This is a genomic window from Nonomuraea sp. NPDC050680 (assembly GCF_040654555.1).
In the GTDB taxonomy this organism is placed as follows: Bacteria; Actinomycetota; Actinomycetes; order Streptosporangiales; family Streptosporangiaceae; genus Nonomuraea.
In genome coordinates, this window is the sequence record NZ_JBFAIF010000001.1 from 728,791 (window position 1) to 752,950 (window position 24,160).

Annotated in this window: 14 protein-coding genes; 6 read left to right on the plus strand and 8 right to left on the minus strand. The window is 70.5% G+C overall.

The genetic code is table 11. From position 1 onward, the window contains the following. Positions 1–11: 11 nt before the first annotated feature. Together AB0H88_RS03505 and AB0H88_RS03510 are read left to right on the plus strand one after the other, a co-directional pair. Complete coding sequence (locus AB0H88_RS03505; RefSeq protein ID WP_357640740.1) at positions 12–332, plus strand: plasmid stabilization protein; 321 nt, start codon at positions 12–14, stop codon at positions 330–332. Between the two features lie 95 nt (positions 333–427). Further along, positions 428–682 carry a hypothetical protein gene (locus AB0H88_RS03510; RefSeq protein ID WP_357640742.1) on the plus strand — a complete coding sequence of 85 codons (255 nt, stop codon included), beginning with the start codon at positions 428–430 and terminating at the stop codon, positions 680–682. Positions 683–695: 13 nt separating this feature from the next. Here the strand turns inward: AB0H88_RS03510 and AB0H88_RS03515 are convergent, their stop codons facing one another. From AB0H88_RS03515 to AB0H88_RS03525, 3 genes are all read right to left on the minus strand, one after another. After that, positions 696–1,517 carry an SAM-dependent methyltransferase gene (locus tag AB0H88_RS03515; RefSeq protein ID WP_357640745.1) on the minus strand — a complete coding sequence of 274 codons (822 nt, stop codon included), beginning with the start codon at positions 1,515–1,517 and terminating at the stop codon, positions 696–698. 90 nt (positions 1,518–1,607) lie between these two features. Next, entirely contained in the window at positions 1,608–2,360 is a 753-nt protein-coding gene (locus tag AB0H88_RS03520; protein WP_357640747.1) for a peptidylprolyl isomerase, read from the minus strand. A gap of 99 nt (positions 2,361–2,459) precedes the next feature. Continuing rightward, positions 2,460–5,333, minus strand: coding sequence for a LuxR family transcriptional regulator (locus tag AB0H88_RS03525; RefSeq protein ID WP_357640749.1), 2,874 nt, complete (start codon positions 5,331–5,333; stop codon positions 2,460–2,462). A gap of 191 nt (positions 5,334–5,524) precedes the next feature. Between AB0H88_RS03525 and AB0H88_RS03530 the strand changes: the two genes are divergently transcribed. From AB0H88_RS03530 to AB0H88_RS03545, 4 genes are all read left to right on the plus strand, one after another. Beyond that, positions 5,525–15,094, plus strand: coding sequence for a LamG-like jellyroll fold domain-containing protein (locus tag AB0H88_RS03530; RefSeq protein ID WP_357640751.1), 9,570 nt, complete (start codon positions 5,525–5,527; stop codon positions 15,092–15,094). 41 nt (positions 15,095–15,135) lie between these two features. Beyond that, positions 15,136–15,462 carry a hypothetical protein gene (locus AB0H88_RS03535; RefSeq protein WP_357640754.1) on the plus strand — a complete coding sequence of 109 codons (327 nt, stop codon included), beginning with the start codon at positions 15,136–15,138 and terminating at the stop codon, positions 15,460–15,462. 129 nt (positions 15,463–15,591) lie between these two features. Then, positions 15,592–16,020 carry a helix-turn-helix domain-containing protein gene (locus AB0H88_RS03540; protein WP_357640756.1) on the plus strand — a complete coding sequence of 143 codons (429 nt, stop codon included), beginning with the start codon at positions 15,592–15,594 and terminating at the stop codon, positions 16,018–16,020. 51 nt (positions 16,021–16,071) lie between these two features. Then, the gene (locus AB0H88_RS03545; RefSeq protein ID WP_357640759.1) at positions 16,072–17,301 is read left to right on the plus strand and encodes an MAB_1171c family putative transporter; all 1,230 of its coding nucleotides are present in this window, start codon (positions 16,072–16,074) and stop codon (positions 17,299–17,301) included. On the opposite strand, the gene AB0H88_RS03550 is transcribed toward AB0H88_RS03545, so the two are convergent. Genes AB0H88_RS03550 through AB0H88_RS03570 form a run of 5 tightly spaced genes read right to left on the minus strand, consistent with a single transcriptional unit; the run spans position 17,252 to position 24,159 of the window. Then, the gene (locus AB0H88_RS03550; protein WP_357640762.1) at positions 17,252–17,605 is read right to left on the minus strand and encodes a hypothetical protein; all 354 of its coding nucleotides are present in this window, start codon (positions 17,603–17,605) and stop codon (positions 17,252–17,254) included. The genes AB0H88_RS03545 and AB0H88_RS03550 overlap by 50 nt on opposite strands. An 11-nt stretch (positions 17,606–17,616) precedes the next feature. Then, positions 17,617–19,563 carry a TOMM precursor leader peptide-binding protein gene (locus AB0H88_RS03555; RefSeq protein WP_357640765.1) on the minus strand — a complete coding sequence of 649 codons (1,947 nt, stop codon included), beginning with the start codon at positions 19,561–19,563 and terminating at the stop codon, positions 17,617–17,619. After that, a complete protein-coding gene (locus AB0H88_RS03560) occupies positions 19,556–21,628 on the minus strand; it encodes a YcaO-like family protein (RefSeq protein WP_357640768.1) in 2,073 nt (690 codons plus the stop codon). The genes AB0H88_RS03555 and AB0H88_RS03560 overlap by 8 nt, the downstream gene beginning before the upstream one ends. A gap of 57 nt (positions 21,629–21,685) precedes the next feature. Then, positions 21,686–23,119 carry a SagB family peptide dehydrogenase gene (locus AB0H88_RS03565; RefSeq protein WP_357640770.1) on the minus strand — a complete coding sequence of 478 codons (1,434 nt, stop codon included), beginning with the start codon at positions 23,117–23,119 and terminating at the stop codon, positions 21,686–21,688. Further along, a complete protein-coding gene (locus AB0H88_RS03570) occupies positions 23,116–24,159 on the minus strand; it encodes a thiopeptide maturation pyridine synthase (RefSeq protein ID WP_357640773.1) in 1,044 nt (347 codons plus the stop codon). Before AB0H88_RS03570 ends, AB0H88_RS03565 begins: the two co-directional genes overlap by 4 nt. Position 24,160: the final 1 nt, after the last annotated feature.

The following is a 24,160-nucleotide window of genomic DNA, read 5'->3' on the forward strand; positions in this document are numbered from 1 at the left end:
GAGGAGGAGAAATGCCTCGCGGATCGAGCCCGAAGCGGGAACGCCAATACGAGCACATCAAGGACAGCGCCAAGCAGCGGGGAGAAAGCGACAAGCGCGCGACCGAAATCGCCGCCCGTACGGTGAACAAGGAGCGGGCCAGGGCCGGTGAGTCCCGGACCGCGAGCCGTACATCCACCAAGGACATCTCGTCGAGCCGGCGGGGCGGACTGCGCTCCCATTCCGGCGCGGGCGGCCGTACCCGGGATCAGCTGTACGCCGAAGCCAAGAGCCGCAACATCAAGGGCCGCTCGAAGATGAGCAAGGCACAGCTGGAAAAGGCTCTCGGCTGACCGGGTCGTACGGACGGGCCGGGACCCGCGCGACCGGCGGGTCGCGGGTGGTCGCCTGTGGCACAAGAGGCAAGATTGTAGAAAACCTCGATGGCATGGTCACCCTGGGGAAGGACGAGCGCGCGCGCCATCCCGACACCAAGCTGCGCTCGGCGCGGGTCGTCGGCGACAGGACGTCCGCCTACACCCGCCGCGACCCCGATGTGGCCGCGGGCTTCCACAACACGCAGGTGTCGTTCTGCCTGGCCAACGTGCTGGCGTACGTCAACTACCTGGGCCCCCGGCCCGGCTACCGGACCGCCGACCAGGCGGCCAAGCACGTCGCCGCGGTGCTGAAGGCCCGCCGCTAGGTACCGGTTACGGTTAGGGGACCCGGCCGACGCCGCCCAGGATGCCGCCCTTCTCCAGCCCGGGGACGATGAACGGGTCGTCGTTGCGCCAGTCCTGCACCGGCACGACGCCGGGTTCGAGCAGCTCCAGCCCGTCGAAGTAGGTGCGCACCATGTCGCGGTCCCGCCAGTGCAGCCCGCCGGAGGTCGTCCGCCGGTAGACGTTCTCGGTTTCGACCCTCCGGCCGGGGGTGCTCTGGCCCCGCTCCACGTACGCGTGGGAGATGATCAGGTGGCTCCCCGGCACCAGTGGCTCGCGCAGCGCCTGGACGATGCCGGCCACCTCGTCGTCGCCACTGAAGAAGTGGAACAGCGCGACGGCCAGCACCGCCACGGGCCGGCTGAAGTCGAGGTGCTGGGCGGCGGCGGCCAGGAGCCCCTTGGGGTCGTGCGCGTCGCCGTCGATGATCACCGTGTCGGAGTTGTCGGCCAGCAGCGCGCGGGCGTGGACCAGCACGATCGGGTCGTTGTCCGAGTAGACGACCTTGGCGTCGGGGATGATCCGGTGCGCGACCTGATGCACGTTGTCCTGAGTGGGCAGGCCGGTGCCGATGTCGAGGAACTGCCGGACACCGGCCCTGGCGACCGTCTCCACGGCGCGGATCAGGAAGTCACGGTTCGCCCTGGCCATCTCCCGTACATCCGCGCCGCCCTGGCGGCTCAGTTCGAGGACCCGCTCGGCCGCCTCACGGTCAGCCGGGAAGTTGTCCTTCCCGCCGAGGTAATAGTCATACATTCGGGCGACGGTCGGGACAGTCGGATCCAGCTTCCCCGTAGGCCGTTCAGGCTCGGTCACGCTACACCCTTCATCATCTATGACGGCATCTTACGGGGAATCTGCAGATATGTGATCAAGACGGGCCAAGTGGCCGGTCTTCACGACGGTCTACCGGCGGCACACCCGGGCGTCTCGGATGTCGGCCGGGAGTACGGGCTTGCCGTCCACCGGAGGCGTGGGACCGTCCGGCTCCGGCTGGATGCCGCCGGCGGCGATGCGGTCGAGGACGGCGAGCCCGGCGGCGTCCACCGTGCCGAAGATCGTGTAGTTGGGCGCCAGTCCGGAATCACCGTAGACCAGGAAGAACTGGCTGCCGTTGGTGTTCGGACCGGCGTTGGCCATGGCCAGCACCCCGCGCGCGTACGTCTTGCGCACCCCGGTCGAATCGCCGGGCCACGGCGGCAGATCCGTGGGCAGCTCGTCCTTGTACCGGTAACCCGGCCCGCCCTCGCCGGTGAAACTGGGGTCGCCGCACTGCAACACCTTCAGCCGGTCGTACGCGGTGAGCCGGTGGCACGACGTGGCGTCGTAGAACCGGTGCTGGATCAGGTGCACGAAGCTCTGCACCGTGCAGGGCGCCTTGGCCGGATCGAGGGCGAGCCCGATGTCGCCGTGGTTGGTCCGGAGCACCGCGGAGACCGGTCGCGTGGGCGTGCGGCGCGGGTCCGGCGGAAGCGGTACGTCCCGTACGGCCGGGTCATCGGGAGTCTCGGTGTACTGGCACGGCCCCTTGGTCGTTCGCGGCGGCTTGTCCAAGGCCGCCGCCGAGGCCGGCAGCGTGCCGATCGCGATCAGCGAGCCTGTCGTGACCGCGGATAACGCGGCGCGGGCCGCGAGTCGTACCAACGCTCTGCCGGACATCCTGACCTCCGCTGTGTGATGATCGCCGGGCTTCCTGAGGTCTAATCGATCTGACCAGCGCAGTCAAGGGTTCGGTACGAGCCTGTCCGCTCTGGAGTGTCACTCGGCGGCCGGGGTGATCGTCCCGATGCCGGCGACGGCTTGCCGTACCAGATCCGCCAGTTCGGTTCGGGAGGTGATGCCCAGCTTGGGAAAGGCGCGGTAGAGGTGGAAGCCGACGGTCCGCGGGCTGAGGAAGAGCTGGGCGGCGATCTCCCGGTTGGAGGACCCCTGCGCGGCGAGGAACACCACGTGCCGCTCCTGCGGCGTCAGCCCGCGCAGTGCTTCCGGCAGCGGCTCCGCGGGGCTCGACTCCCCCGACGCGCTCAGCTCAGCCGCGGCGCGCTCCGCCCAGGGGGTCGCGCCCAGCTGCTCGAACGCGGCACGCGCGGCCCGCAGGTGAGAGCGGGCTTCGGACCTGCGCCGGATACGGCGGAGCCACTGCCCGTAGGCGAGCTCCGTCCTGGCCCGCTGGAAGGTGGTCAGAGACGGGCCGTGCAGGTCGAGCGCGCCGAGGAAGAGCGGCTCCGCCTCGCCGTCCGGCGCGGCCAGCGCCCGGCACCGCAGCGCCACCGCGCCCACCCAGCGCTGGCGCGTGTCCCCCGCCCACCGCTCCAGCAGGGCGAGCGGCTCGACGGTGGCTCCGGGCAGGTCGGCCTGGACGGCCGCGTCCACCAGGTCGGCCGCGCAGTAGACCGCGATCACCGGGTGGTGCGCGGGGCCCGCGACCACGCGTTCGAGGTGCGCCGTGGAGGCGCGCGCCCGGCCCAGCCCCAGCTCCAGCAGGCCGAGCGCCCAGGTGGCCAGCGCCGCGCTGGCCGGCGCGTCGTGGTCGGCGCAGTAGTCCAGGCTCGATTCGGCGTAGGCCCGGCAGCGCTTCTCATCGCCGTTCAACGCGGCGATCAGCGCGACCAGGCCGCTCAGGTGCCCGACTCGGTGGGTCTGGCCCAGGTCACCGGCGAGCTTCAGCCCCTCGGTGGCCAGCCTGAGCGCTTCGGCGCTGCGGCCGCTCAGCAGGAGGGCCTGGGCCTGGAGTTGCAGGGCGTACGGCAGGAGTCCCATCAGGTCCTGGTGGCGGCAGTCGGTCACCAGCGTTGAGGTCAGGCGCAGCGCCGAGCCGGCGTCGGCGGCCATCAGGCTCAAAGAGGTGGCGGTCATGGCTTGCTGGGTAGCCAGCGCGGGCGTGTGCTCGATCAGCTCGCCGATGGCGGCGAAGCCGCTGAACGGGTCACCGGCCATGATCTTCGCCAGCGTGGGCAGCGAACGGGCCAGCGGAGTGGACCAGGTGGGCTGGGCTCCTGATCGCACGACCTGCGAAGAAGCCGGCGAGGAAGCCTGTGAAGAGACTGGCGAGAAAGCCGGCGAAGGAGCGCGTGAAGCCGCCGGCGCCGACCAGACGGCGGCGGCTATCTCGGCCGCGAGCCCCTCGTCGCCGCTGTAGCCGAACAGGCGGATCGCGTCGGCGATCATGACGATGGCCATGGCGTGGTCGTCGTCGCCGATCCTGGCCGCCGAATCCAGCAGCATCCGCGCGGCCTTGGTCGGCGAGCCGATCTCGGACTCCACGGTGGCCAGCACGCGGGCGGCCGAGGCCAGCGTTGAGGGTTCGGCACTCAGCGTGGTCGCGCACGTCGCCAGGTCCGCCGCGCGGCGCAGCTGGCCGGCGTCGCACGCGGCGAGCGCGGCGGCGGCGTAGCGCCGGGCGCGTGGCTCGAGGGCGCTGGTCAGCTCGGCCGCCCGCTCCAGCGCCGACGACGTGCCGATGGCTGCCAGCTCGCGCGCGATCTCCTCGTCCGGCCCCAGCGCGGCGGCGGCGAGATGCCAGACCCACCGCTCGGGCGACGCCTCCGCCAGAGCTCGGTGCTCGGGCGACGCCTCGGCCGCCTCGGCCAGGGCCCGGTGCGCGGCGATCCGGGCCGCGACCGGCGCGGACTGGTAGGCGGCGACCAGGATCAGCAGGTGGCGAGGGGTGAGCTTGTCCGGCCGCACCTCCACCAGCCCGGCGGTCTCGGCGGGCTCCAGATCAGCCGGTGTCGCCCCGGCTGCGGCAAGAAGGCCGGGCGGAGCGGCCACGGTAGCGGTGAAAAGCGGGGAAGCCGCGGCAGCGGCGAGCAACTCGGGCAGCGAGGCCGCGGGGTCGGCGGCGGCCAGCAGGAGGAGGAAGCGAGTCCGCTCAGGCAGGGCCCGTAGGCACGCGCCGTACAGCTGATCGGCCCGCCGCGAACGCCCGGGCCAGCCGGTGTGCAGGCCCAGCGGCGACAGCCTGCCCTCGACCTGCGCGGGGCTGATCCCCGCGGCCAGCTCGCGCAGGGCCAGCGGATTGCCGCGAGCGTCCTCGACGATCCGCTCACGCACCTGCGGGACGATGCCCGGCCGGCATTCGGCGACGATGTCCAGCGCCGCCTGCCGGTCGACACCGGGCAGGTCCAGCTCGTCGATCCCCTGGAGCGCGGGCACCTCGCCCTCGGCGGCCACCAGGATGACCACCCGCGCGGCCGCGAGGCGGCGGACACAGAAGGACAGGACCGCCAGACTCTCCCGGTCCAGCCAGTGCGCGTCGTCGATCAGGCAGAGCACGGGCCGCCTGCCCGCCAGGTGGCGCAGGAGGTCCCAGACAGGCAGGTACGGCGAAGCGGATTCGCCGCCCGCGCTGATGTCGCCCAGGCGGTCGAGGACGTCGCGCTGCTGGGCGGGCAGGTGTTTCCAGCGCGGGCGGGTGGTCGCCAGCAGCATGTGCAGGCCGCCGTACGGGAGGCGGGACTCCTCCGGTGTGCCGGAGGCCCGCAGCACGATTTGATCACTCGCGAGCTCGGCCGCGAAGGCGAGCAACGCGCTCTTGCCCGCCCCGGCTTCCCCGCGCACCATCAGGGCGCCGCTCTCACCAGCGAGAAGTCGCGTGATTCCGCTCTGCTCCGCGATGCGCCCGTGCAGCACCAGGCGAGAGTACCGGACTCGGAGTTGATCTCATACCTAACCGGGAACATTCCGACACCCTCGATCCAGGTCATCCGTACAGATGTGGGACGGATAGGCGGCGACTACGGTCACCGCCGGAGGTCGGCATGAGGAATCGTTGGGCCACTCGTCTTTGCTCGGCACTGACAGTGACCACCCTTGTCATCAGCATGGCAGGTCAGGGAGCCCACGCGGCTGCCAAGGAGCCGACGCTCCCCGAGCAGCGCCTGGGCTCGGCGGCGAACCGCGCGCACCAGGTGGCGGCGGAGGCGACCCGGGCGCGGACCGAGCTGCCCGAGAAGAAGGCCGCCAAGCTGCCCAAGGGGGTCGTGCCCCGGGAGGCCCAGAAGCCGCCCAAGCTGGTCTCCCGCCTGTCGAACAAGCCGCAGCTGGTGGGTGAGGCGACCGGCAAGCCGGGCAACGGGGAAGTGCACGGGTTCGACGCCAAGCAGAGCCGGGTGGTCCCCAAGCTGGGCGACGCGACGTCGAAGGTCTTCCAGAACCCCGATCAGACCTACACCGTGCGTACGTACTCCAGGCCAGTGAGGTACCGGACGGCCACCGGGCAATGGGCCGACATCGACCTCAACCTGACCGGCGCGAACGGGCGCTGGCGACCGGCGGCGGGTGACGTCGGAGCCGAGGTGGCCGACGACGCCGCCGACCCCAGGCTCCAGTCGCTCACCCTGGACAACGAGCACAGCCTGTCCTTCGCCCTCCAAGGGGCAAAAAGCACCAAAGCCAATATTTCTGGAAATATCGCGAAGTACGGTGAGGTGCTGCCGGGGACGGACCTCGAGGTCGAGGCCGCCTGGAACGGCATCAAGGAGTCGCTCGTCCTGACCTCGCGCCAGGCCGCGACGGGCCCCTGGGACTTCCCCTTCCAGGCCAAGGGCCTGACGCCGCGGAGCGCGCCGCAGGGTGTGGAGTTCGTCGACGAGCAGGGCGCCGTCCGCGTCACCGTTCCCGCCGGATTCATGAGCGACGCCGAGGGCGCCCGATCCGACGCGGTCCGCTACACCCTCGTCGGCGACGTCCTGCGAGTCAGCGCCGACCAGAAGTGGCTGCGCGCCAAGGACCGCGCGTTCCCGGTGGTCATCGACCCCTCCTCCTACGTACGCACCACCAGCGGCGCCTCCTCCGACACCTACGTCGACAACCACTCCGGCGCCAATCACTCCGGCAGCGACCAGCTCCTGGTCGGCTCCCAAGACGGCACCAAGCGCAACAACGCCTACATCAACTTCAACCTCGCCTCGCAGATCCCCCACGCCTACGTGACCGGCGCCGCGCTCTTCCTCTACAACACCCTGTCGAACTCCTGCGCGGCCAACCCCGTCACGGTGAAGGAGATCACCAGCAGCTGGAACGTCGGCACGATCTCCTCCTATCCCGGCGTGAGCCTCGGCGGCACCTGGGGGTCGGCCAGCTTCAGCGGCGGCGTCACCTGCGGCGGCGCCGGCTGGGCGTGGATCGGGATCAACAGCGCGGGCCTGTCGGCCCTGTCGGACTGGTCCAACGGCGCGGGCAACAACGGCCTGGCGCTGACCGCCGACAGCTTCAAGGAGTTCGCCAGCGCCAACTCGGCCAACCCGCCGTACTTGCAGGTGGACTACAGCCCTTGGCGGGCGCTGTACGCGATCGACTCCGGTGCCACGATCGACCCGCCGGTGACGGCCAACGGCTTCGGCAGGCTCCCCGTGACGGTGATCAACAACGGGATGAACTCCTGGTCCCCCGGCACGGTCAAGCTGGGCTACAAGGTGTACACCCTCGGCGGCAGCTTCGTGGGCAGCTCCACCGCGGCCGCCACGCTGCCCGCCACGATCGGCAACAACGGCTCGGCGAAGGTGAGCGCCACGATCGACCCGCTCAACCCGGGCTCGTACCAGGTCTGCTGGGACATGGTGACGAACGGGCAGTTCTTCTCCGACTGGGGCGTACCCGTCTGGTGTGTGAGCCTGACCGTGGTCAACCTGCCGCCCCAGATCGACTCGATGTGGCCGGGCAGTGGGTACGTGGAGTCCACGCTGATGCCGGAGTTCACGGTCACCGGCCATGACCAGGACGAGTGGCCCGGCGGGGAGCTGAACTTCATCTTCAACATCTGCCTGGTCTCGGCCCCCAGCACGTGCCCGGCGACCGGCCTGATCACGGGCGACTCCAACACCGGTGAGCAGACCGCCAACTGGACGGTCCCGCAGGGCAAGCTCAAGTGGGGCCAGCAGTACATGTGGCAGGCCCTGGTCACCGACGGCAAGACCTCCAGCCCGGCCACCGGATGGAGCACCTTCCGCACGGTCGTGCCGCAGCCCCTGGTCTCCTCACACGTCTCCGACAGCGCGGGCACGGCCGCCGTCAAGGGCATCGACCCGCTGACCGGCCAGTACGCGGCCACCACCACGGACGCGAGCCTCACCACCGCCGGTCCCGCGCTGGCGATCACCCGCTCGTACAGCAGCCTGAACTCCCGCTCGGGGCTGTTCGGCGTGGGCTGGACCACCGCCTACGACATGAAGATCGTCACCGACAGCGACCTGACGGGCAACGTCGTGGTCACCTACCCGGACGGGCGGCAGGCGCGCTTCGGCCGCAACTCCGACGGCACGTACGCGCCGCCCGAGGGCCGGTCGGTGAGCCTGGTGAAGGCCGATACGGCGTGGTTCCTGCGTGACAAGTCCGGCGGCGCGTACGTGTTCGACTCGAACGGCCGGTTGACCGGGATCTACGACGACGACCAGCACGGCGAGTTCCTCACCTACAACGGCGACGGCACCCTCGCCAAGGTCGTGAACAAGGTCAGCGGCCGCGGCCTCTACTTCACCTGGAACAGCGGGCTGGTGACCTCGGTCGCCACCGATCCCGCCCAGGGAGCGCCCGCGTGGACGTACGGCTACGGCTACGGCCTGCTCGCCCAGGTCTGCCCGCCGGGCACGACGACGGCCTGTACGAAGTACACCTACAAAATGGTGTCCCACCACCGCACGGCCGTCGTGGACGCCGCCCCCGCGATGTACTACCGGCTCCACCAGAGCACGACCAACGAGACCCAGCTGTTCGTCGGCCAGGACGACGCGCAGGCGGTCAACCTGACCTACGGCGCGGCGGGCGCCCCGGCCGGGACCACGGACGGCTCGGCGACGTTCAACGGCACGAGCTCCTACGTGCGCATGCCGTACAACATCACCGACGACACCACCTACGCGGCGGTCGGGATGTGGTTCAAGACCACCAAGGCCGGCGTGCTGTACGGCGCGCAGATGAACACGCTGGAGGACTCCCGGGGCCCGCTCCCGTGGGGCTTCCTGCCGATGCTCTACGTCGGGACCGACGGGAAGCTGCACGGCCAGATGGCCGACGACGGCAGCTGCGGATCGATGAAGTCGACCGCGTCGGTGAGCGACGGGACCTGGCACCATGTGGTGCTGACCGCGAGCGGAACGTGGCAGGGCATGTACCTGGACGGGTCGATCGTGGGCAGCCGCTTCAACCAGGTCAAGGCGACCCATCTGCCGTACGCCAGCATCGGGGCGGGCTACGTGAACACCTCGGGCTGGTGCCCCGCCGCGCCCGCGGACACGCGCGGCCACTTCACCGGCCAGATCGACGACCCCGCCTTCTACACCCACCCGCTCGGCCCCACGTCCGTCGCCGCCCAGTACGCGGCCGGGCAGTACACGGGCGCGCTGGAGACGGTCAAGCTGCCGTCGGGCAAGCTGCAGGCCACACTCGCCTACGACACCCAGAGCGACCGCGTCGCCTCGATGACCGACGCGGGCGGCGGGCAGTGGCGGGTCTACCCCGCCCAGACACAGGGCGGCACGGAGTACTACCCGAACGCGGTCCTGAGCGCCCGGCCGCGCGAGTACTACCGCCTCGCCGAGTTCTCCGGCACCCAGGCGGCCAGCGCGGCCTACGGCGACGGGCGCGACACCGACGCGACCTACCACAACGTCACCCTGAACCAGAGCGCACCCATCGTCCTGGCCACCGGCGGCGACACGGCCGCCGGGTTCAACGGCTCCAGCTCCTACCTGGAGCTGCCCGACGGCGAGATCAAGGGCGGCGGCGACCTGTCGGCGGAGCTGTGGTTCAAGACCGCCAAGCCCGGCGTCCTGCTCGCCTACCAGGCCCAGGCCCTCACCGACCCGGCCGGGCCGCAGGCGAACTACACGCCCGCGCTGTACGTCGGGACGGACGGCAAGCTGCGCGGCCAGTTCTGGGACGGCGCCGCGGTCGCGCCGATCACCACGAGCGCGAGCGTGACCGACGCGAGCTGGCACCACGCCGTCCTGACGGCCTCCGGCGGCACCCAGTGGCTCTGGCTGGACGGTGCCGTGGTCGGGACCAGGTCCAAGGGCCCGGTGTCCACGATCGCGCAGAACCATGTCTACGTCGGCGCCGGTTTCATCGCGGGCAACTGGCCCGCCAAGCCCTCGGACACCCTGGGCCACTTCAACGGCACCATCGACGAGGTGGCGATCTACTGGAACAGTCTGCACACCGACGCGATCCAGGCGCACTACAAGGACGTCGCGACGTTCGGCATCCCCGCCACCACCGTGCTCGCCGCCGACCCGCGCGGCAAGGCGATGGTCTACGGCTACGACCCCCAGCACGGCGGCCGGCCGACCTCGCTGTACGACGCCTCGGGCGGCACCACGCGCTACGGCTACGACCTCAACGGCAACCTGGCCACGGTGAGCGACCCGGACGGGCACACCACTCAGCTGTACAACGACGACCGCGGCAACTCGGTCATGAAGGTGACCTGCCGCGGACCGCGCTCCTGCCAGACCTCCTACTTCACCTACTACCTGGACCCCGACGACCCGCTGAACCCCCGCAACGACAAACTCACCGGCGCGTTCGACGCCCGGGCCAGCGCCGGGAACGACGCTGCGCACCGCACCAGCTACACCTATGACATCTCGGGCGACCTGCTCAGCGTCACCACACCTCCCGTGGCCGGATCCGCCAACGGCGGCATCACCAAGTACGTCTACACCGACGGCACCGAGGCCGCCACCGACGGCGGCACCGTCCCGGACGGGCTGCTCGCCGCCACGACCACCCCCGGCGGCAGGACCACCCGCTACGGCTACCGCCAGAACGGCGACCTCGCCCAGGTGGTGGACGCCGCGGGGCTCACCACGAAGTACGACTACGACAGCGCCGGTCGGCCCATCTCCGAGACGAAGATCTCCGACACCTTCCCGAACGGCGTCAGCACCTCCATGGGCTACGACGCCCTGAACCATCTCACCGCCACCGTCGGCCCCGCGACCACGGACGTGATCAACGGCGTCAAGCACCTGCCGTGGGTCCTCTACACCTACGACGTCGACGGCAACGTCACCAAGGCCGAGCGGACGGACCCCACCGGCAAGGACGTCACCCGCACCACGGACTACACCTACGACGCCGCCGCCCGCGTCTCGTCCGTCAAGGACCCCGCGGGCAACACCACCACCTACGGCTATGACCTCTATGGCAACCTCACCAGCACCGTGGACGCCACCGGCGCCGACTTCCGGCACACCTACGGACCGACCGGCCTGCCGCTGACCACGAGCCTCGCCAACTGGGTGGGCGACCCGCTGGACAACGACGCCCCCAAGGAACTGGTCCTCGAATCCCGCGCCTACGACCCGGCCGGTCGCCTGGCCACGGTCACCGACGCCATGGGTCGGACCACCCGCTACCGCTACTACGACGACAACCTGCTCGAATCGGTCTGGGCTGAGGGCTTCCACAACGCCGACGGAACCACCCGGGACATCCCGCTCCAGCAGAACACCTACGACAGTGCGGGCAACCTCGTCCAGCGGATCACCGGCAACGGCAAGAGCACGACCGCCTACACCGTGGACGCCGCCAACCGGGTCACCGAGGCGCTGCTGGACCCCGCCGGCATCAAGCGCAAGACCACCTACGGCTACGACGCCGACGGCGGCGTGGTCTCCCTGGTCCAGGCGCAGGACAGCGGCTACACGTGGACCGCGTTCGACCTCGACGCGCTGGGCCGGCCCCTGTCCCAGAAGGTCTGGGACGGCGACGAATGGCTCACGACGTCCTGGGCCAGGGACCAGCGGGGCCTGCCGAAGACGATGACCGACCCCCGTGGCGCGGTGACCGACTACACCTACGACGAGGCGGGCCGGCTCACCACGACCAAGGCGCCGACGGTGGCCATCGAGCACGCGGGCGGCACGCCGTACAACGTCAGACCGACGACACGGGCCGGGTACAACAGCTTCGGCGACGTCGTGACGAGCGAGGACGCCGAGGGCTACCGGACCTCGGTCACCTACGACGGCATGAGCCGGCCGCAGGTCCTCACTCTGCCCTCCTACCGGCAGCTCGGCGCCGGTGCCACGGTGACCGCGAGTTCCACCACGACGTACGACGCGCTGGGCCGCGTGACGCGCGTCGAGGACGCGCTCGGCCACGGCGACACCCACACCTACGACCAGCTGGGCAATCTGGTCGCCACCACCGACGCGGCGGGCAACCAGTCGCGGTCGGGCTTCGACGTGGCCGGGGAATGGCTGTGGACACGGGACCAGGCGGGCCGGGTGACCGGGGCGACCTACGACGACCTCGGCCGCCGGATCTCCAGCACCGCCGTCGACCGCACACCGGCCTCGGCCGGGTACACCACCGCCTACGAGTACGACGACGCGGGGAACCTGACCTACGTCACCACACCGTCGGGCGCGCGCAGCCAGTACGGCTACAACGCGGCGGGCGAGGTCGTGGTCGACGTCGACCCGCTGACCCAGGGCCACTGGTACACCCGCGACCACGCCGGCCGGGCGACCAAGGTCTCCAATCCGGACGGCACCAGCAGCACGCTCACCTTCGACGGCGCCGGCCGGGCGACCGCGACGGCAGATCTCGACGCGGCCGGCAAGCAGCTGCGGTCCATGACGATCGGCTACGACGACGGGAGCAACCCGGTCACCGTCAACAGACCGGGCGGCGGGGTCACCACCTACGACTACGACGCGCTGAACCGGCTGACCGGCCAGCACGAGAAGACCACGCCGACGCACACCATCACCACGACCTTCGGTTACGACGCGGCCGGCAACCGCACCCGCTTCACCGACGGCAACGGCAACGCGACCTCCTACGCCTTCAACCCCTTGAACCTCCAGGTGGCGATGTTCGTCCCGCCGACCACGACCTACACCACGCCCGCCGAGCGCCAGACGATCACCGACTACGACGCGGCCGCTCGCCCCGTCCAGGTCACCAAGCCGGGCGGGGTCACCATCGCCCGCACCTTCGACACGCTGAACCGGCTCACCGCGGAGACCGGCGCGGGCGCCGAGACCGCCACGGCCGCCCACAGCTTCGGCTACGACACCGTGGGCCGGCTGACCTCGGCCGGGGGCAACACCTTCGGCTACGACGATCGTGATCATCTCGTCAGCACGGCGGGGCCGTCCGGCACCGCGTCCTTCACCTACGACGCCGACGGCCGCATGAAGACCCGTACCGACAAGGCGGGCACGGCCGCCTACGACTACGACGCGGGCAGCCGCCTCACCACGGTCCGCGACCCGCTCACCGGCGGGACCTCGATCTACTCCTACGACACGATGGACCAGCTCAAGGGCGTCGACTACGGCGGCGCCAAGCGCTCCTTCGACTACGACGCGCTGCACCGGCCCACCTCCGACACGCTCAAGACCACCGCGGGCGCGGCACTGGCCGCCATCGCCTACGGCTACGACGACGCCGACCGGCTCACCACCAAGACCACGACCGGTACGGCGGGCGCCGCCGCCAACACCTACGGCTACGACCTGGCGGGCCGGCTGACGTCGTGGAACTCGCTCGCCTACGACTACGACGACGCGGGCAACCGGACCAAGGCCGGAACGGCCGCCTCCGTCTACGACGCGCGCAACCAGCTGGTCTCCGACGGATCGGCCGGCTACGCCTACTCGGCGCGCGGCACCCTGAAGTCCAGGACGCCGAGCGGCGGGAGCGCGAGCGCGACGAGCTACGACGCGTTCGACCGGATGATCACCGACGGCGCGGCGAGCTACGCCTATGACGGGCTGGACCGGCTCGCGTCCGCCGCGGGCCGCACCTTCAGCTACTCCGGCCTGGGCAACACCCCGGCCGCGGCGGGTGCCGAGCTCTACGGCAGGGACCCGGCGGGCGACATCGTCTCCGTCGCGGGCCTGTACGCCTACACCGACCGGCACGGCGACCTCACCGCCACCTTCACCGGCGCGGGTGTGCTGACCGATTCGGCGGCCTACGACCCGTACGGGAAGGTCGTCGCCGGCTCGGGCACCAAGCGGGACGTCGGCTACCAGGGCGGCTGGACCGACCCGGCCACCGGCAAGGTCAACATGGCCGCCCGCTGGTACGACCCCGGAACCGGGGCGTTCCCCAGCAGGGATACGTTCGAGGTGAATCCCATGCCGTCGGTGAAGGGCAACCGCTTCACCTACGCGGACGGCGACCCGCTCAACCAGGTGGACCCGACCGGTCACTTCGGCTGCCCCGCCTTCGTGTGCGGCACCGCCAAGCAGGTGATCAAGGTCGTCGAGCGGGACATCGCCAAGCCGGCCTGGAACGCGGCCGACTACATCCTCACCGGTGGCGGGGAGGTCGGCGCGCTCGGGCGCGGCTCACGGTTCTGCGGTCCGGCCTGGCTCGGCTGTCTCGCGGCGGTCGCCATCGGCGCCGGCGCCGGGTACCTGGCCGGGAAGTGGTGGCAGAACAACTGGTGGAAGGGCTGGCCGGACGGCAGCGGGCCGTACATCCAGTACCCGGACGGCGGCGGCTCGCCCGGCAAGGGCAAGACCGGCGGCACGCCCGGCGACGACGGGCCCGGCGCCTCACCCGGCAAGGGGACGAACGGCCCGCCCAAGGCGGATCCGCCGCCGCCTCCGCCGCCCACACCTCAGGAGCTGGCCGACATCGCCGCGAAGACGCGCGCGGCCAGGCCAGGCCCCATCGATCACGACCGGCTGCCCGGTCCGGCGGGCACCTCGCTCGCCGACGCACTCGACAAGGGGCTCAACCACCGGGTCGACAACGCCATCGACAAGATCCTGGACAAGGTCGGCGTGGCCTTCACGCCGATCGAGGCCAGGGCCGGCGACGGGCAGCCCAACGGCGGCCTCGACCCAGCCCCGCACGTCGTCGGCCAGTGCTCAGGGGTGTTCGGCGCGGACGCGATGCAGGACTGCCGCGTCGATCCGGGCCCAGGCGTCCCGCCGGACCCGACGGTGCAGCTTGCCCCCTGCCGTGGCGTGACGGGCGCCGGCGCCGCCTGCTCCTCCTCCGGGGAGGCGGCGGCGCTGGGGAACGCGGGGTCCGGCGCCGGCTTCGGCGGTGACTCCGTCAAGCTGGCACGCAGGGGTGCTGAAAGGCCGCACTGGAGCGCCAAGCTCCCGATGAGCATGGACACGGTCCGGCGGGTGGCCCAGGACTGGGACATCCGGATCGACGACCTGAAGATCAGGATCGACAAGAGCATTGACGGGCTGGCCGGGGTGACCTACCCCAATCAGCAGGTCCTGCTGCGGCGAGCGGCCTTCCGCAGCGAGGAACTGCTGGCCCGCACCCTCGCCCATGAGCGGTACCACGTGGAGGACCTGCGCCTGGGCGGCAGCTACCCGACGTCCAACGAAGAGGCGGTCCCCTGGGAAGACCGGGCCTATGCCTTCGAGGACGAGTGGTGGGCCAACCATCCACGTAACCAGTAAGGGACCATAGGCGAAACGGCTCTAGCACCGAGGTGGCCCCCGTGTCGAACACGCATGACGAGGCACTCCGCTGGGAGAGCTGGCTGCAGGCTTATGAGCAGGCACGGGACGAGCTGCCCGGACCGATCACCAGGCGCTGCCCGAACTGTGGACGGGCCTGCCTCCGCCTGGTGTATCGGCTCCGGATCCCCCACCTGCTCATCGGTGAGGCCCACTTCTGGTGCGACCACTGCCTGCGGGGGCCTTACCTCGGCCGCGTCGAGATCCCCGAAGCCGCTGCGGCGGCTTCGGGCGAGCAGGAGTATCAGCGGCTGAGACCCACGATCCCGAACTACGAACTCATCCCCCCTGCGACGGCCGAACCCTAGTTCGTCTCGGCCGCGACGAGCCGGATCGCCGGGTAAAAGCGCGCTGGGCGGCAAAGGTGCCGCCCGTCAACCTCTGTGTAGGATGACGGCAAATTCGCTAAACTCTGGCTGTTAAGGATCGGCACGGCGATGAGCGCTGATGAGTCTCCCCGGACGCTGGCCGACAAGCTGAACCGGTTGTTCCAGACGGTCCGCCGCCAAGGTGACGCCGAATACAGCAATGTCGCGGTCGCGGAGGCCATCAGCAAGGGCCAGGACGTACAGATCTCGCATACCTATATCTGGCAGTTGCGCACGGGCCGGCGGGTCAATCCCACGATCATGCACCTGACGGCGCTGGCCGCGTTCTTCGGGGTGCCGGTCGCCTACTTCCTGGACGACGCGGAGACCGCGAGGATCGACAAGGATCTGGAGCTGCTGGCCGGCATGCGGAAGGCGGGTGTCACGCACATCGCCCTGCGCAGTGCCGAGCTGACTCAGGGCAGCCGCGCCGCCATCACCGAAATGGTCAATCAGCTCTGGAAGCTGGAGAATCCCTCCGATGAAGATGCCAGGTGATCTCTTGGCCACCGATCTTCGATGTCCGCCGCCGGTCATGGCGCGCCTATCTTGATCGGCCTGGCCGTCGCCGGATGGATCGCGGTGGGCATCAAGCTGTTCCACCTTCGCGCCAAACCCGGCTGCCGGTCGACGCGTTGGCTGTGCGCGGCGTTGCTGGCGCTCTCGGTGTCGATCTGCTTGCAGGACCAGACGGTCCACGAGGTGATCGACGGCCACACGACGCTCAACACCGCGGGCACCCTTTCCAACTGCTTGACCTTGATCGCCGGGACGTCCGGGCAATGCGCGTTTCTCTACATGGTCTATCCGGCTGAGCAGGCCATGGGGAGCGCCCGGCTACGTCTGCGGCTGCTGACCGGCGTCCTGGCACTGATCGGCGTTCTGCATGCCACGACCCCGTCGAACTACGCGCAGGCCCTGGCCAGTCAGCGGATGGCCGTGCAGATCCCGGTGATCTCGGCCGCCGCCTACGTCTATGTCGCATATCTGGCGTTGACCGTCACCGAGGTCGCGCGCGCCACGCACTACCGCGCGAGCGCCGCGAGAGGCTTCTCCCTCCGCAACGGCCTGCGGCTGCTGTTGCTCGGTCTCGCCTGCACCCTCGCCTACGCCGGGCTGCGATTCTCCGCCATGTCCGCTCACCTTCTCGGATGGAAGGTGTCGTGGCTGTACGGCAACCTGATCGGGGACGTGTTCCGCCTCGCGATCCTGTTCGTCGTGGCCGGCGTCCTGCTGCCCGTCACGGGGCCGCGACTGGGCCTGGACCATCTCGCGCGGTGGTGGTCGCTCGATCGCTCCTATCGCCGGCTCTTCCCGCTCTGGAAACCGCTGTACGACGCGTTCCCGGCCATCGCCCTCGATCCGCCGAGGACTCGGCACGTCGATTTCCGGGAACCGGAGCAGGCCCTGTACCGGCGGATCGTCGAAATCTGGGACGGCCGCCTGCTGCTCCTCCCCTATTTCGACCCGAGCATCGCCGAAACGCGACGGGCGCAGGCCACGGACCTGTCCGATGAGGCGCGGACAATCGCCGTCGAGGCCGCTCTGATCACCTCCGCCCTGCGCCGCAGCAGGCTCGGCGTACGGCAGGACCCGCGCGGACCGGCGGTCCCCGACAACAGCCCGGCCGACCCCGACGCCGAACTCGACTGGTTGATCCGGTTGGCGGCGGCCGTCAGAGCCGAGAGCCTGAGCTCGGTGTCAGAGACCTCACGGCGGCCGAACCCGCTCAGCCCGCGGTCGCATGGTCTCCTTCCATCGCGGCGCCGAGCCCTGTGAGGCTCGGGTACACACTGATGCCTTCCGCGATGGCTTCCAGCTGGAAGACGCTCACCGACGTGGGCGGGTAGCCGATGCGCTCGATGACGCGACTCACCCGGGCGGGCCCGTCCATGGCGTCGGCGGAGTCCCAGAGGTAGACCGCCCCCCAGGTCTGGCGGGCGGGATTGGAGAACCACGCCTTCAGCCGCATCCCCGCAAGCGTGGCGTAGGCGTCGACGGCGTAGTCCCGCAGGTAGTCGCGCAGGCTCTCCACGGTCTCGGTGGACCTGCTGAGATCCCAGGCGACGATCGATACGTACATGGCCGGCCCTTCTACGGGAAAGCATGCGGAAACGGGTTGACGTCCTGCGGCTCCAGGGGCCGATCCCGGTATCCGAGCCGGTACGGCACCTCGTACAACCTCGGCAGACCGTCGACCCGCCGGTATTCGTGGCCGAAGGTGACCGGCAGGGTTCCGGGGATGACGACCTTCACGCAGGCCAGGTCGGACACCTCGTGCTCGGGGGTCGTCTGATCCACCACGATGACGTCGGCACCGGTGACGAGGTAGCGGTCGACCAGCTCGATCAGGTCGTCCCGGAGATCGGCGTTGCGGAGTCGCGCCGGCGACGGAAGGTCGTCGATGTGCCGCCGCCGTGGCGTCTCGGTGAGGAAGCGCAGCCGGTCGTACGTCCGGTGGTCGCCGTACAACAGGCGATGATCCTCCATCTCCTTCACCAGCGACGAGTCGTCCACCATCCGGCCGGCCTCGTCCATGTGGTCGGGGTAGCGGGTGATGAGGTCGGCGAGGAGCGGGCCGAGCTCGTTGAGCGCGTTCTCGATCGCGCGTTCCGGGACGGGGTGAGCGCCCGCCGAGCAGGCTGCTTTCGGGCGTTTCTCGTCGTCGCCGGGATCGACGGCCATCGCCCAGACGCAGGGGATGCCCTGTTCGAGGGTGGTGTCGAAGAGCATCACCTGGTAGCCGGTCTCGGCCTCGATGGCCTCGATGATCAGGGGGATCATCGAGTCGCGGGCCGAGGTCACCTCGATCCGCGGGACCGGCATGCGCGCGTACCACGTCATCATGAAGGCGTCGCGCTCGGCCACTTCGAGGATCCCGTGGAAGACGGCCTCCTCCAGGCTGCCGCCCAGGGCGCAGCCGTTGGAGACCTCCTGGACGAACGGCGGGCGGGCGGCGTCATAGTGGCGGGCCCGGTAGTAGGCGTAGGTCTCGGGGACCAGCACGGGAGCGCCGCGAGCGAAGGAGTATCCCCAGACCCAGCGGCACACCTGCTCCTCGTCGAACGGGCGGTAGGGAAAGCCGGGGAGCCGATGCCGCTCCGCCGGATAGAGGCCGAGCGTCCGGGGGTCGATCGCCTCGCGGCGGACCTCGGCGTAACTGGCCGACACCGTGGTGCGCTTCCCCCCGGGCTCCATGCCGCCGTGCCGTTCCAGCGTCTCCAGCATGGCGGTGACCTGGCTGCCCTGGTAGTTGCGGGTACGGCCGAAGCCGTACTCCGTCGAGCCCTGACGCAGGCCCATGGGCGCCGCGGCGACGACGATGCCGCCCTCGGTGCTCTTCAGGACGGATCGGATGAGACCGCTCTCGCCGTCGACGTACCTGGCCTTGAGCGTGTCCACCTCGCCGGTCATCGAGCGGAGCCGGTAGACGTCCGGGGCCGGTTTGGAGCGGGACCGGAGGGAGATGTTCGCCCGCGAGCGGTCGTCGGCCGGCAGCGTCCCGCAGGTGTCACAGAGCGGGTCGGGCAGGAACGGGTGCGGCTCGACGGCCAGCGTCTCCAGGTCCACGTAGACGAAGGCGGATCTCGTACGCGCGGTCTCCCGGTTGACCAGCCGGGCGATCTCCTCGGTGACCAAGGTGGCGGCGAGGTCGGCCGACAGTCCGGTGAGCCAGGCCGACGGCAGCGCGGACAGCGTGGCCCCCTGCTCTCGCCACACCGTCTCGTGCCCGTCTGGCTGGAGATGGGCCAGTCTCCGCCGGAACTCCCCGCAGTCCACGCAGCCGGGCAGCCCGGACTCCTCCAGGGGCCCGAGGACGACCCGCCCCAGCTCGGCCCGTACCGGCAACCAGGGCACGCCCGCCGCCGCGGCGGCGGCTCTGACCTCGGCGTAGCCGGACAGGTCCCAGCGGTCATGGGCCACGACGGCCGCGACGGCACCGGACGTCAGGAGCGGCGAGACGCAGGATCCGCCGCCGGACAGCGCCGCGACGATGCTCTCCACGAGCAGTCCTTCACCGAGGACGGCGATCTCATGCATGGGTCAGCACCACATGGACGGTGTACGGCATGATCGAATGAACCTCACGATCGTGGTCGAGTGGTACCGCCACCGGCGAGAGGCCGCGTCTGACCAGCGCGGACACCAGGCTCGCCGAGTCGGTACGGGAGGCGTCGGGCAAGCGGCGGATCGCCGAGCCGCGCAGTCCGGGCGGTATGCCCGGCGGTGCGGGTGGCGCGTAGGCGGGCTGGGCGTTCTGCCGCGCCTGGTAGTGGAGGAGGGCCTGTTCGAGCGCGCCGGTCACGGCTTCGGCCGCCGACGACCCGCCCGCGTATCCGACGGGCGTGTCACCCAGGTAACTCATGGCGGCCGGAATCTCCGACGGCCCGGTGAGGTCGTAACACGTGACCGCCTCACCTGTGGCCTGGATCATGGACCGGTACCGTTCGCCGCGCGGTGGCAGCGATCCGCTGTCCAGGTCGAACCGGGGCAACGGCGTCGTCCGGTGCTCCAGGTCGGCGAGCGCCAGCCGTCCCGCCTGCTCGGCCAGCGCGACGTCGACGGCCTCCTGCCAGCTGTATCCGGCGGCGATGCCCGCAGGCATTCCCGCAGTGACTCCTGCAGTGATCCCCGGAGGCCGGGCCGGCGTCCGGCCGTCGGCCCGGCCCGTGCCGGACAGCGCGGGAAAGGCGACGTCCGCGGCGACGGCTCGCGTGCCGCCGTCGGCGAGCCGGTGGCCGAGGACGAGCCCGCTGATCCGGCCGGCCCGCAGGTCCGCGAGCAGCGCGTCGGGGTCGGACTCCGGCGCGGCCAGCGGAGTGCGGCCGTCGCCTGCGAGCAGCCGACGTGGATCCACCATCAGCGAGGCGTAGACGGCGAACGCCTTCAGGGCGGCCTGGTGACGCGCGGACGCGAAGTCGAGCCCCGTCCCGACGACCCTTGAGACGGCCCCGCCGAGCAGTCCGGCCGGGTCGGGCACCTCCACCTCGCTGACGTGCAGGGGGATCTGCGCGTAGTCGCGCTCGGTCGGCTCCCCGAACACACCCAGGAGATCGTCGGCGCACACCACCGCCCGCCGGGAGAACGCCTCCCGACCGAGAACGGCGCCGTCGCGGGCCGGGTCGGCGGATCCGGGCTCCACGGGTTCGGCCGGCCGGGCGTAGGGGTGCGGGACGAAGGTGTGTGACGTACGGCGCAGCGTGGAAAGGTCGATCCTGGTCAGCCGGGCACGATGGTCGTCCAGCAACCCGGTGGCGGTTCGAAAAGCCATTTGCACCAAAGCGGCGGCTACGGCGGCGGCCCGCGTCTCGGCGACGGCCATGGCAGCGGCGTGCGTCTCGGCGGCGGCCATGGCAGCGGCGTGCGTCTCGGCGGCGCCGATGGGCGGGCGCGGCGCGGGCCGGGCGGCCACCCGGCGCCGGCCCGCCGTCCAGCTCGCCGCCGAGCGCGTGCCGAGGTCCTCGGGGCCGAGCCAGACCTCACCGTCCAGCACGACCGCCTGAGCCAGGGGGAGCCCCCGCTCCGCGCAGAGCCGGTCGAGCAGCGGTTCGTGAGTCGCGCCGCCGGAGACGTGCAGAACGAGGTCCGCGCTGTCGAGCAGGGGCAGCAGCCCTTCCTCGCCGAAGTCGGCGAGGAAGTGCCGCTCGACCTTCTGGTCAGGGGTACGCCGCCCGCGCTCGACCCATTCGACGCCCAGGTGCTCCGGGCTCGCCATCTTCACCAGGCGCGACCCCGTGCGTACGGCGGCACGCGCCACCCACGGCACCATGTCCCCCACCCCCAGAACGAGCACCACTTTATCCCGATATGCCCGAAATATGGTGATAGGCGAGTCTCGGAAATGCGCGATAAAGGCCACCTCATGGCGGTATTCCGGATATTCCAGGACCGCCTCCTGCTCCACGGCCCCGACGTCCCTCACGACATCCCGTTCCAGCAGCGCGGTGACCAGGCTCTCCACGGCGGCCCGGCGCTCGGGCGGCAGCTCCGCCGTCAGTTCGGCCAGCGTGTGCCGCCCGTCGAGATAGGGCTTCAGCAGGTCGATCAGCGGGCCGACGGATCGGCCTTTCAGATGACTGGATCCCCGATACGTGAGCAGGTACATCCCTGCGGAATCCGGGGCATGGAACGCATCCGGGCGTAGCAGTAGGCCCACGTTCGTCTACTCCTGTTCCTCGTCGGCGGGCGGGCTCGGCCGGCTCCCGAGCATGAATTCGCCCACGCTGGCCTCGATCGCCGGATCGGCTCCCGTGGCCTCGTTGAAGGCCGGCGCGTCACCTCCGCCAAGACCGGAGGCGGCCAGTCCCATCGCGGTCGCGACCAGGTACATGGTCTGGAAGAGCACCCCGACATGCTTGAGGATCAGCGCGTACGGCATCTCCTCGTACGTCCACATCACCCGCCCGAACCTGGCCGACACCACGATCAGGACCTGGGGCAACGTGGTGGTGGCCGCCGCCCGGCCCGCGGTCGCGAGCAGCCGCCCGACCGCCGGGCCGGGGTCGCGGACCAGGCGCAACCTGTGCTCGTGCGCGTCGTAGTGGTACATGCCCGGCGTCAGGCCCGCGACATTCCGGACGACCGGGTACAACTCCAGCTCGTCGACCCCGCCGCCGGCGGGACGGGGCGTGTCGACGTACTCCACGCCCTCCCACACGTTGACCCGGCGCACCCGGGCACATCGGTAGAGCAGCTCCGCGAGCTGATCGACCGTGATCGGGCGCTCGTCGTCGTGCTCGCGGATCGAGCGCCGCTCCTCGATGGCGTCGGTCAGCCCGAGGTCGCGCACGCGAATCTGGTCCAGGTCCGGCACCCGCAGGTCGATCGCGGGTCCCGGATAGGGTTCCCGGCGCGCGGGGAGCGGAGGGAAGTGCCCTTGCCCCCATTTCGTCCGGCCGAATCCGGCGTCGAAGTAGCCTCCGTTCCCGTTGCGGCTGCGTGAGTGGAACCACAGGTCGTGCGGTCGCCACTGACGCAGGCGCCACTCCGACTCCGCCTCGCTCCCGGCCGGGATCGCGAGGCCGGTCCAGCTCAGATCCCGCAGCAGCCTGGCGATCAGCTCTTCGGGCAGCGGGCCCTTCAACGTGGCGGCCGACAGCGGCCGCGCCATCTCCGTGAGCATGGCCGCGACTTCCGGGGCATGGATCAGCACCTGTGCCCACGAGGCCGGGGCCTCGGCGAGGATGTCCTCCCCCTCACGCCGGAACACCGCGAAACCGGACAGCTTCACCTCGTGGTCGATGTCCTTCTCCACAACGTCCTGCTCCACGTAGGGAGCGGGCGCTCGGACGGGCTGCACCGTGTACAACGGCCTGCCGAGATGGCTCAGCGTGGTCGTCACCCATCCCCCGCTCCGCAGGGCTCCGAGGAACTCTGGGTCGGACGCGCCGAGCGCCGTCAGCTCCGACGGCGGGCACGGCCCCTCGGCCAGGCGACGCAGTACGGCACGACCGCCCGCGCCCACCGGCCCGAACGAGGCCACCCTCCGCCACAGATCATGGCGGAACAGGTGCAGCTCGCCGTTCGCGCCCGTCGCGCTGTAGACCCCCGGCCGCAGCCGCAGATGTTCCTCGTACGCCGGAGCCTCGCCGGTCATGATCCACTTCCTTCCCGCACCGGTGTTTCCAGGTACGCCTCCACGGTGTTGGCGAGCAGATGACACAGGAGAAAGCGCTCGACCGGGACGAGGCCGAGCCGGGTCATGTGCAGATAAGTGAGGTTGAGCATCAGCCGGTACAACAGGAACTCGGGCGCGTCCCGGATCTCCGCCCACACCGGATCGGCGTAACCCGCGCGATGAAAGGGACTCGACTCGGCCAGCTTCGACTCCTGCTCGGCGCTGACGGTCGGCACGACGAACGCGCCCTGTTCGAGGAGCCGCGCCCCTCGCCGTCGGTACGGGACGAGCGCGGCCTCCCAGTCCGCCAGCAGCGCGGCGTCCACGTCGTCGCCGCCGAGCACCGCCCGCAGCTGGGCGAGGAGGATCGGGCGGTGTTCGCGGTAGTAGCCGTCCCACATCGGCCGCATCCCGCGCGCTTCCGGAAAGGTCGCCAGGAACGCCTCGGCGTGCGACCTGAAGGTGAAGTATCCCTGGGAGATGTCGGTGCCCGACAGGCGGTGCGCCGTCGCCACCATGAGCTTGAACGCCAGCTGCCGCCGTCGCGCGCCGCCACCGGCCTCGGTCATCGCGAAGGCGAGGTCGGTGGTGTCGGCGTAGAAATCGGCCACGAGGTCGGCCATGTGCGGCCCGCCCAGTACCTCTGTCCGGTCGTCGTACTCGGCGACGCGCAGGGTGTTGTCGGGGAACCACGGCGTCAGAGGGCCGGATTCCCGTTCCAGCTCGGCCAGCCGCTGATGCGCGGAGTGCTCCTGCTGGGGGTCGAGCAGCAGCGATGAGGGGCGCTCGGCCAGGCAGCCGCCGATGATCTTTTCCGCGGCGGGCCGCACCACGTGCGTGAAGGTGTCGTGGTCGGTGCGGAAGTTGAGCCGCAGATGCGGTCCCTGCCGCCAGTGCCGGGTGTAGAAGAGCCCCTCCACCTGCCCTGCCACCTCACGGAAGAGCGGGCGTACTCCGTGCAGGATCAACGGGTCCTTGTCATGGTCGTAGTAGCGGACGTGAATGCTGTTCCAGCGCACG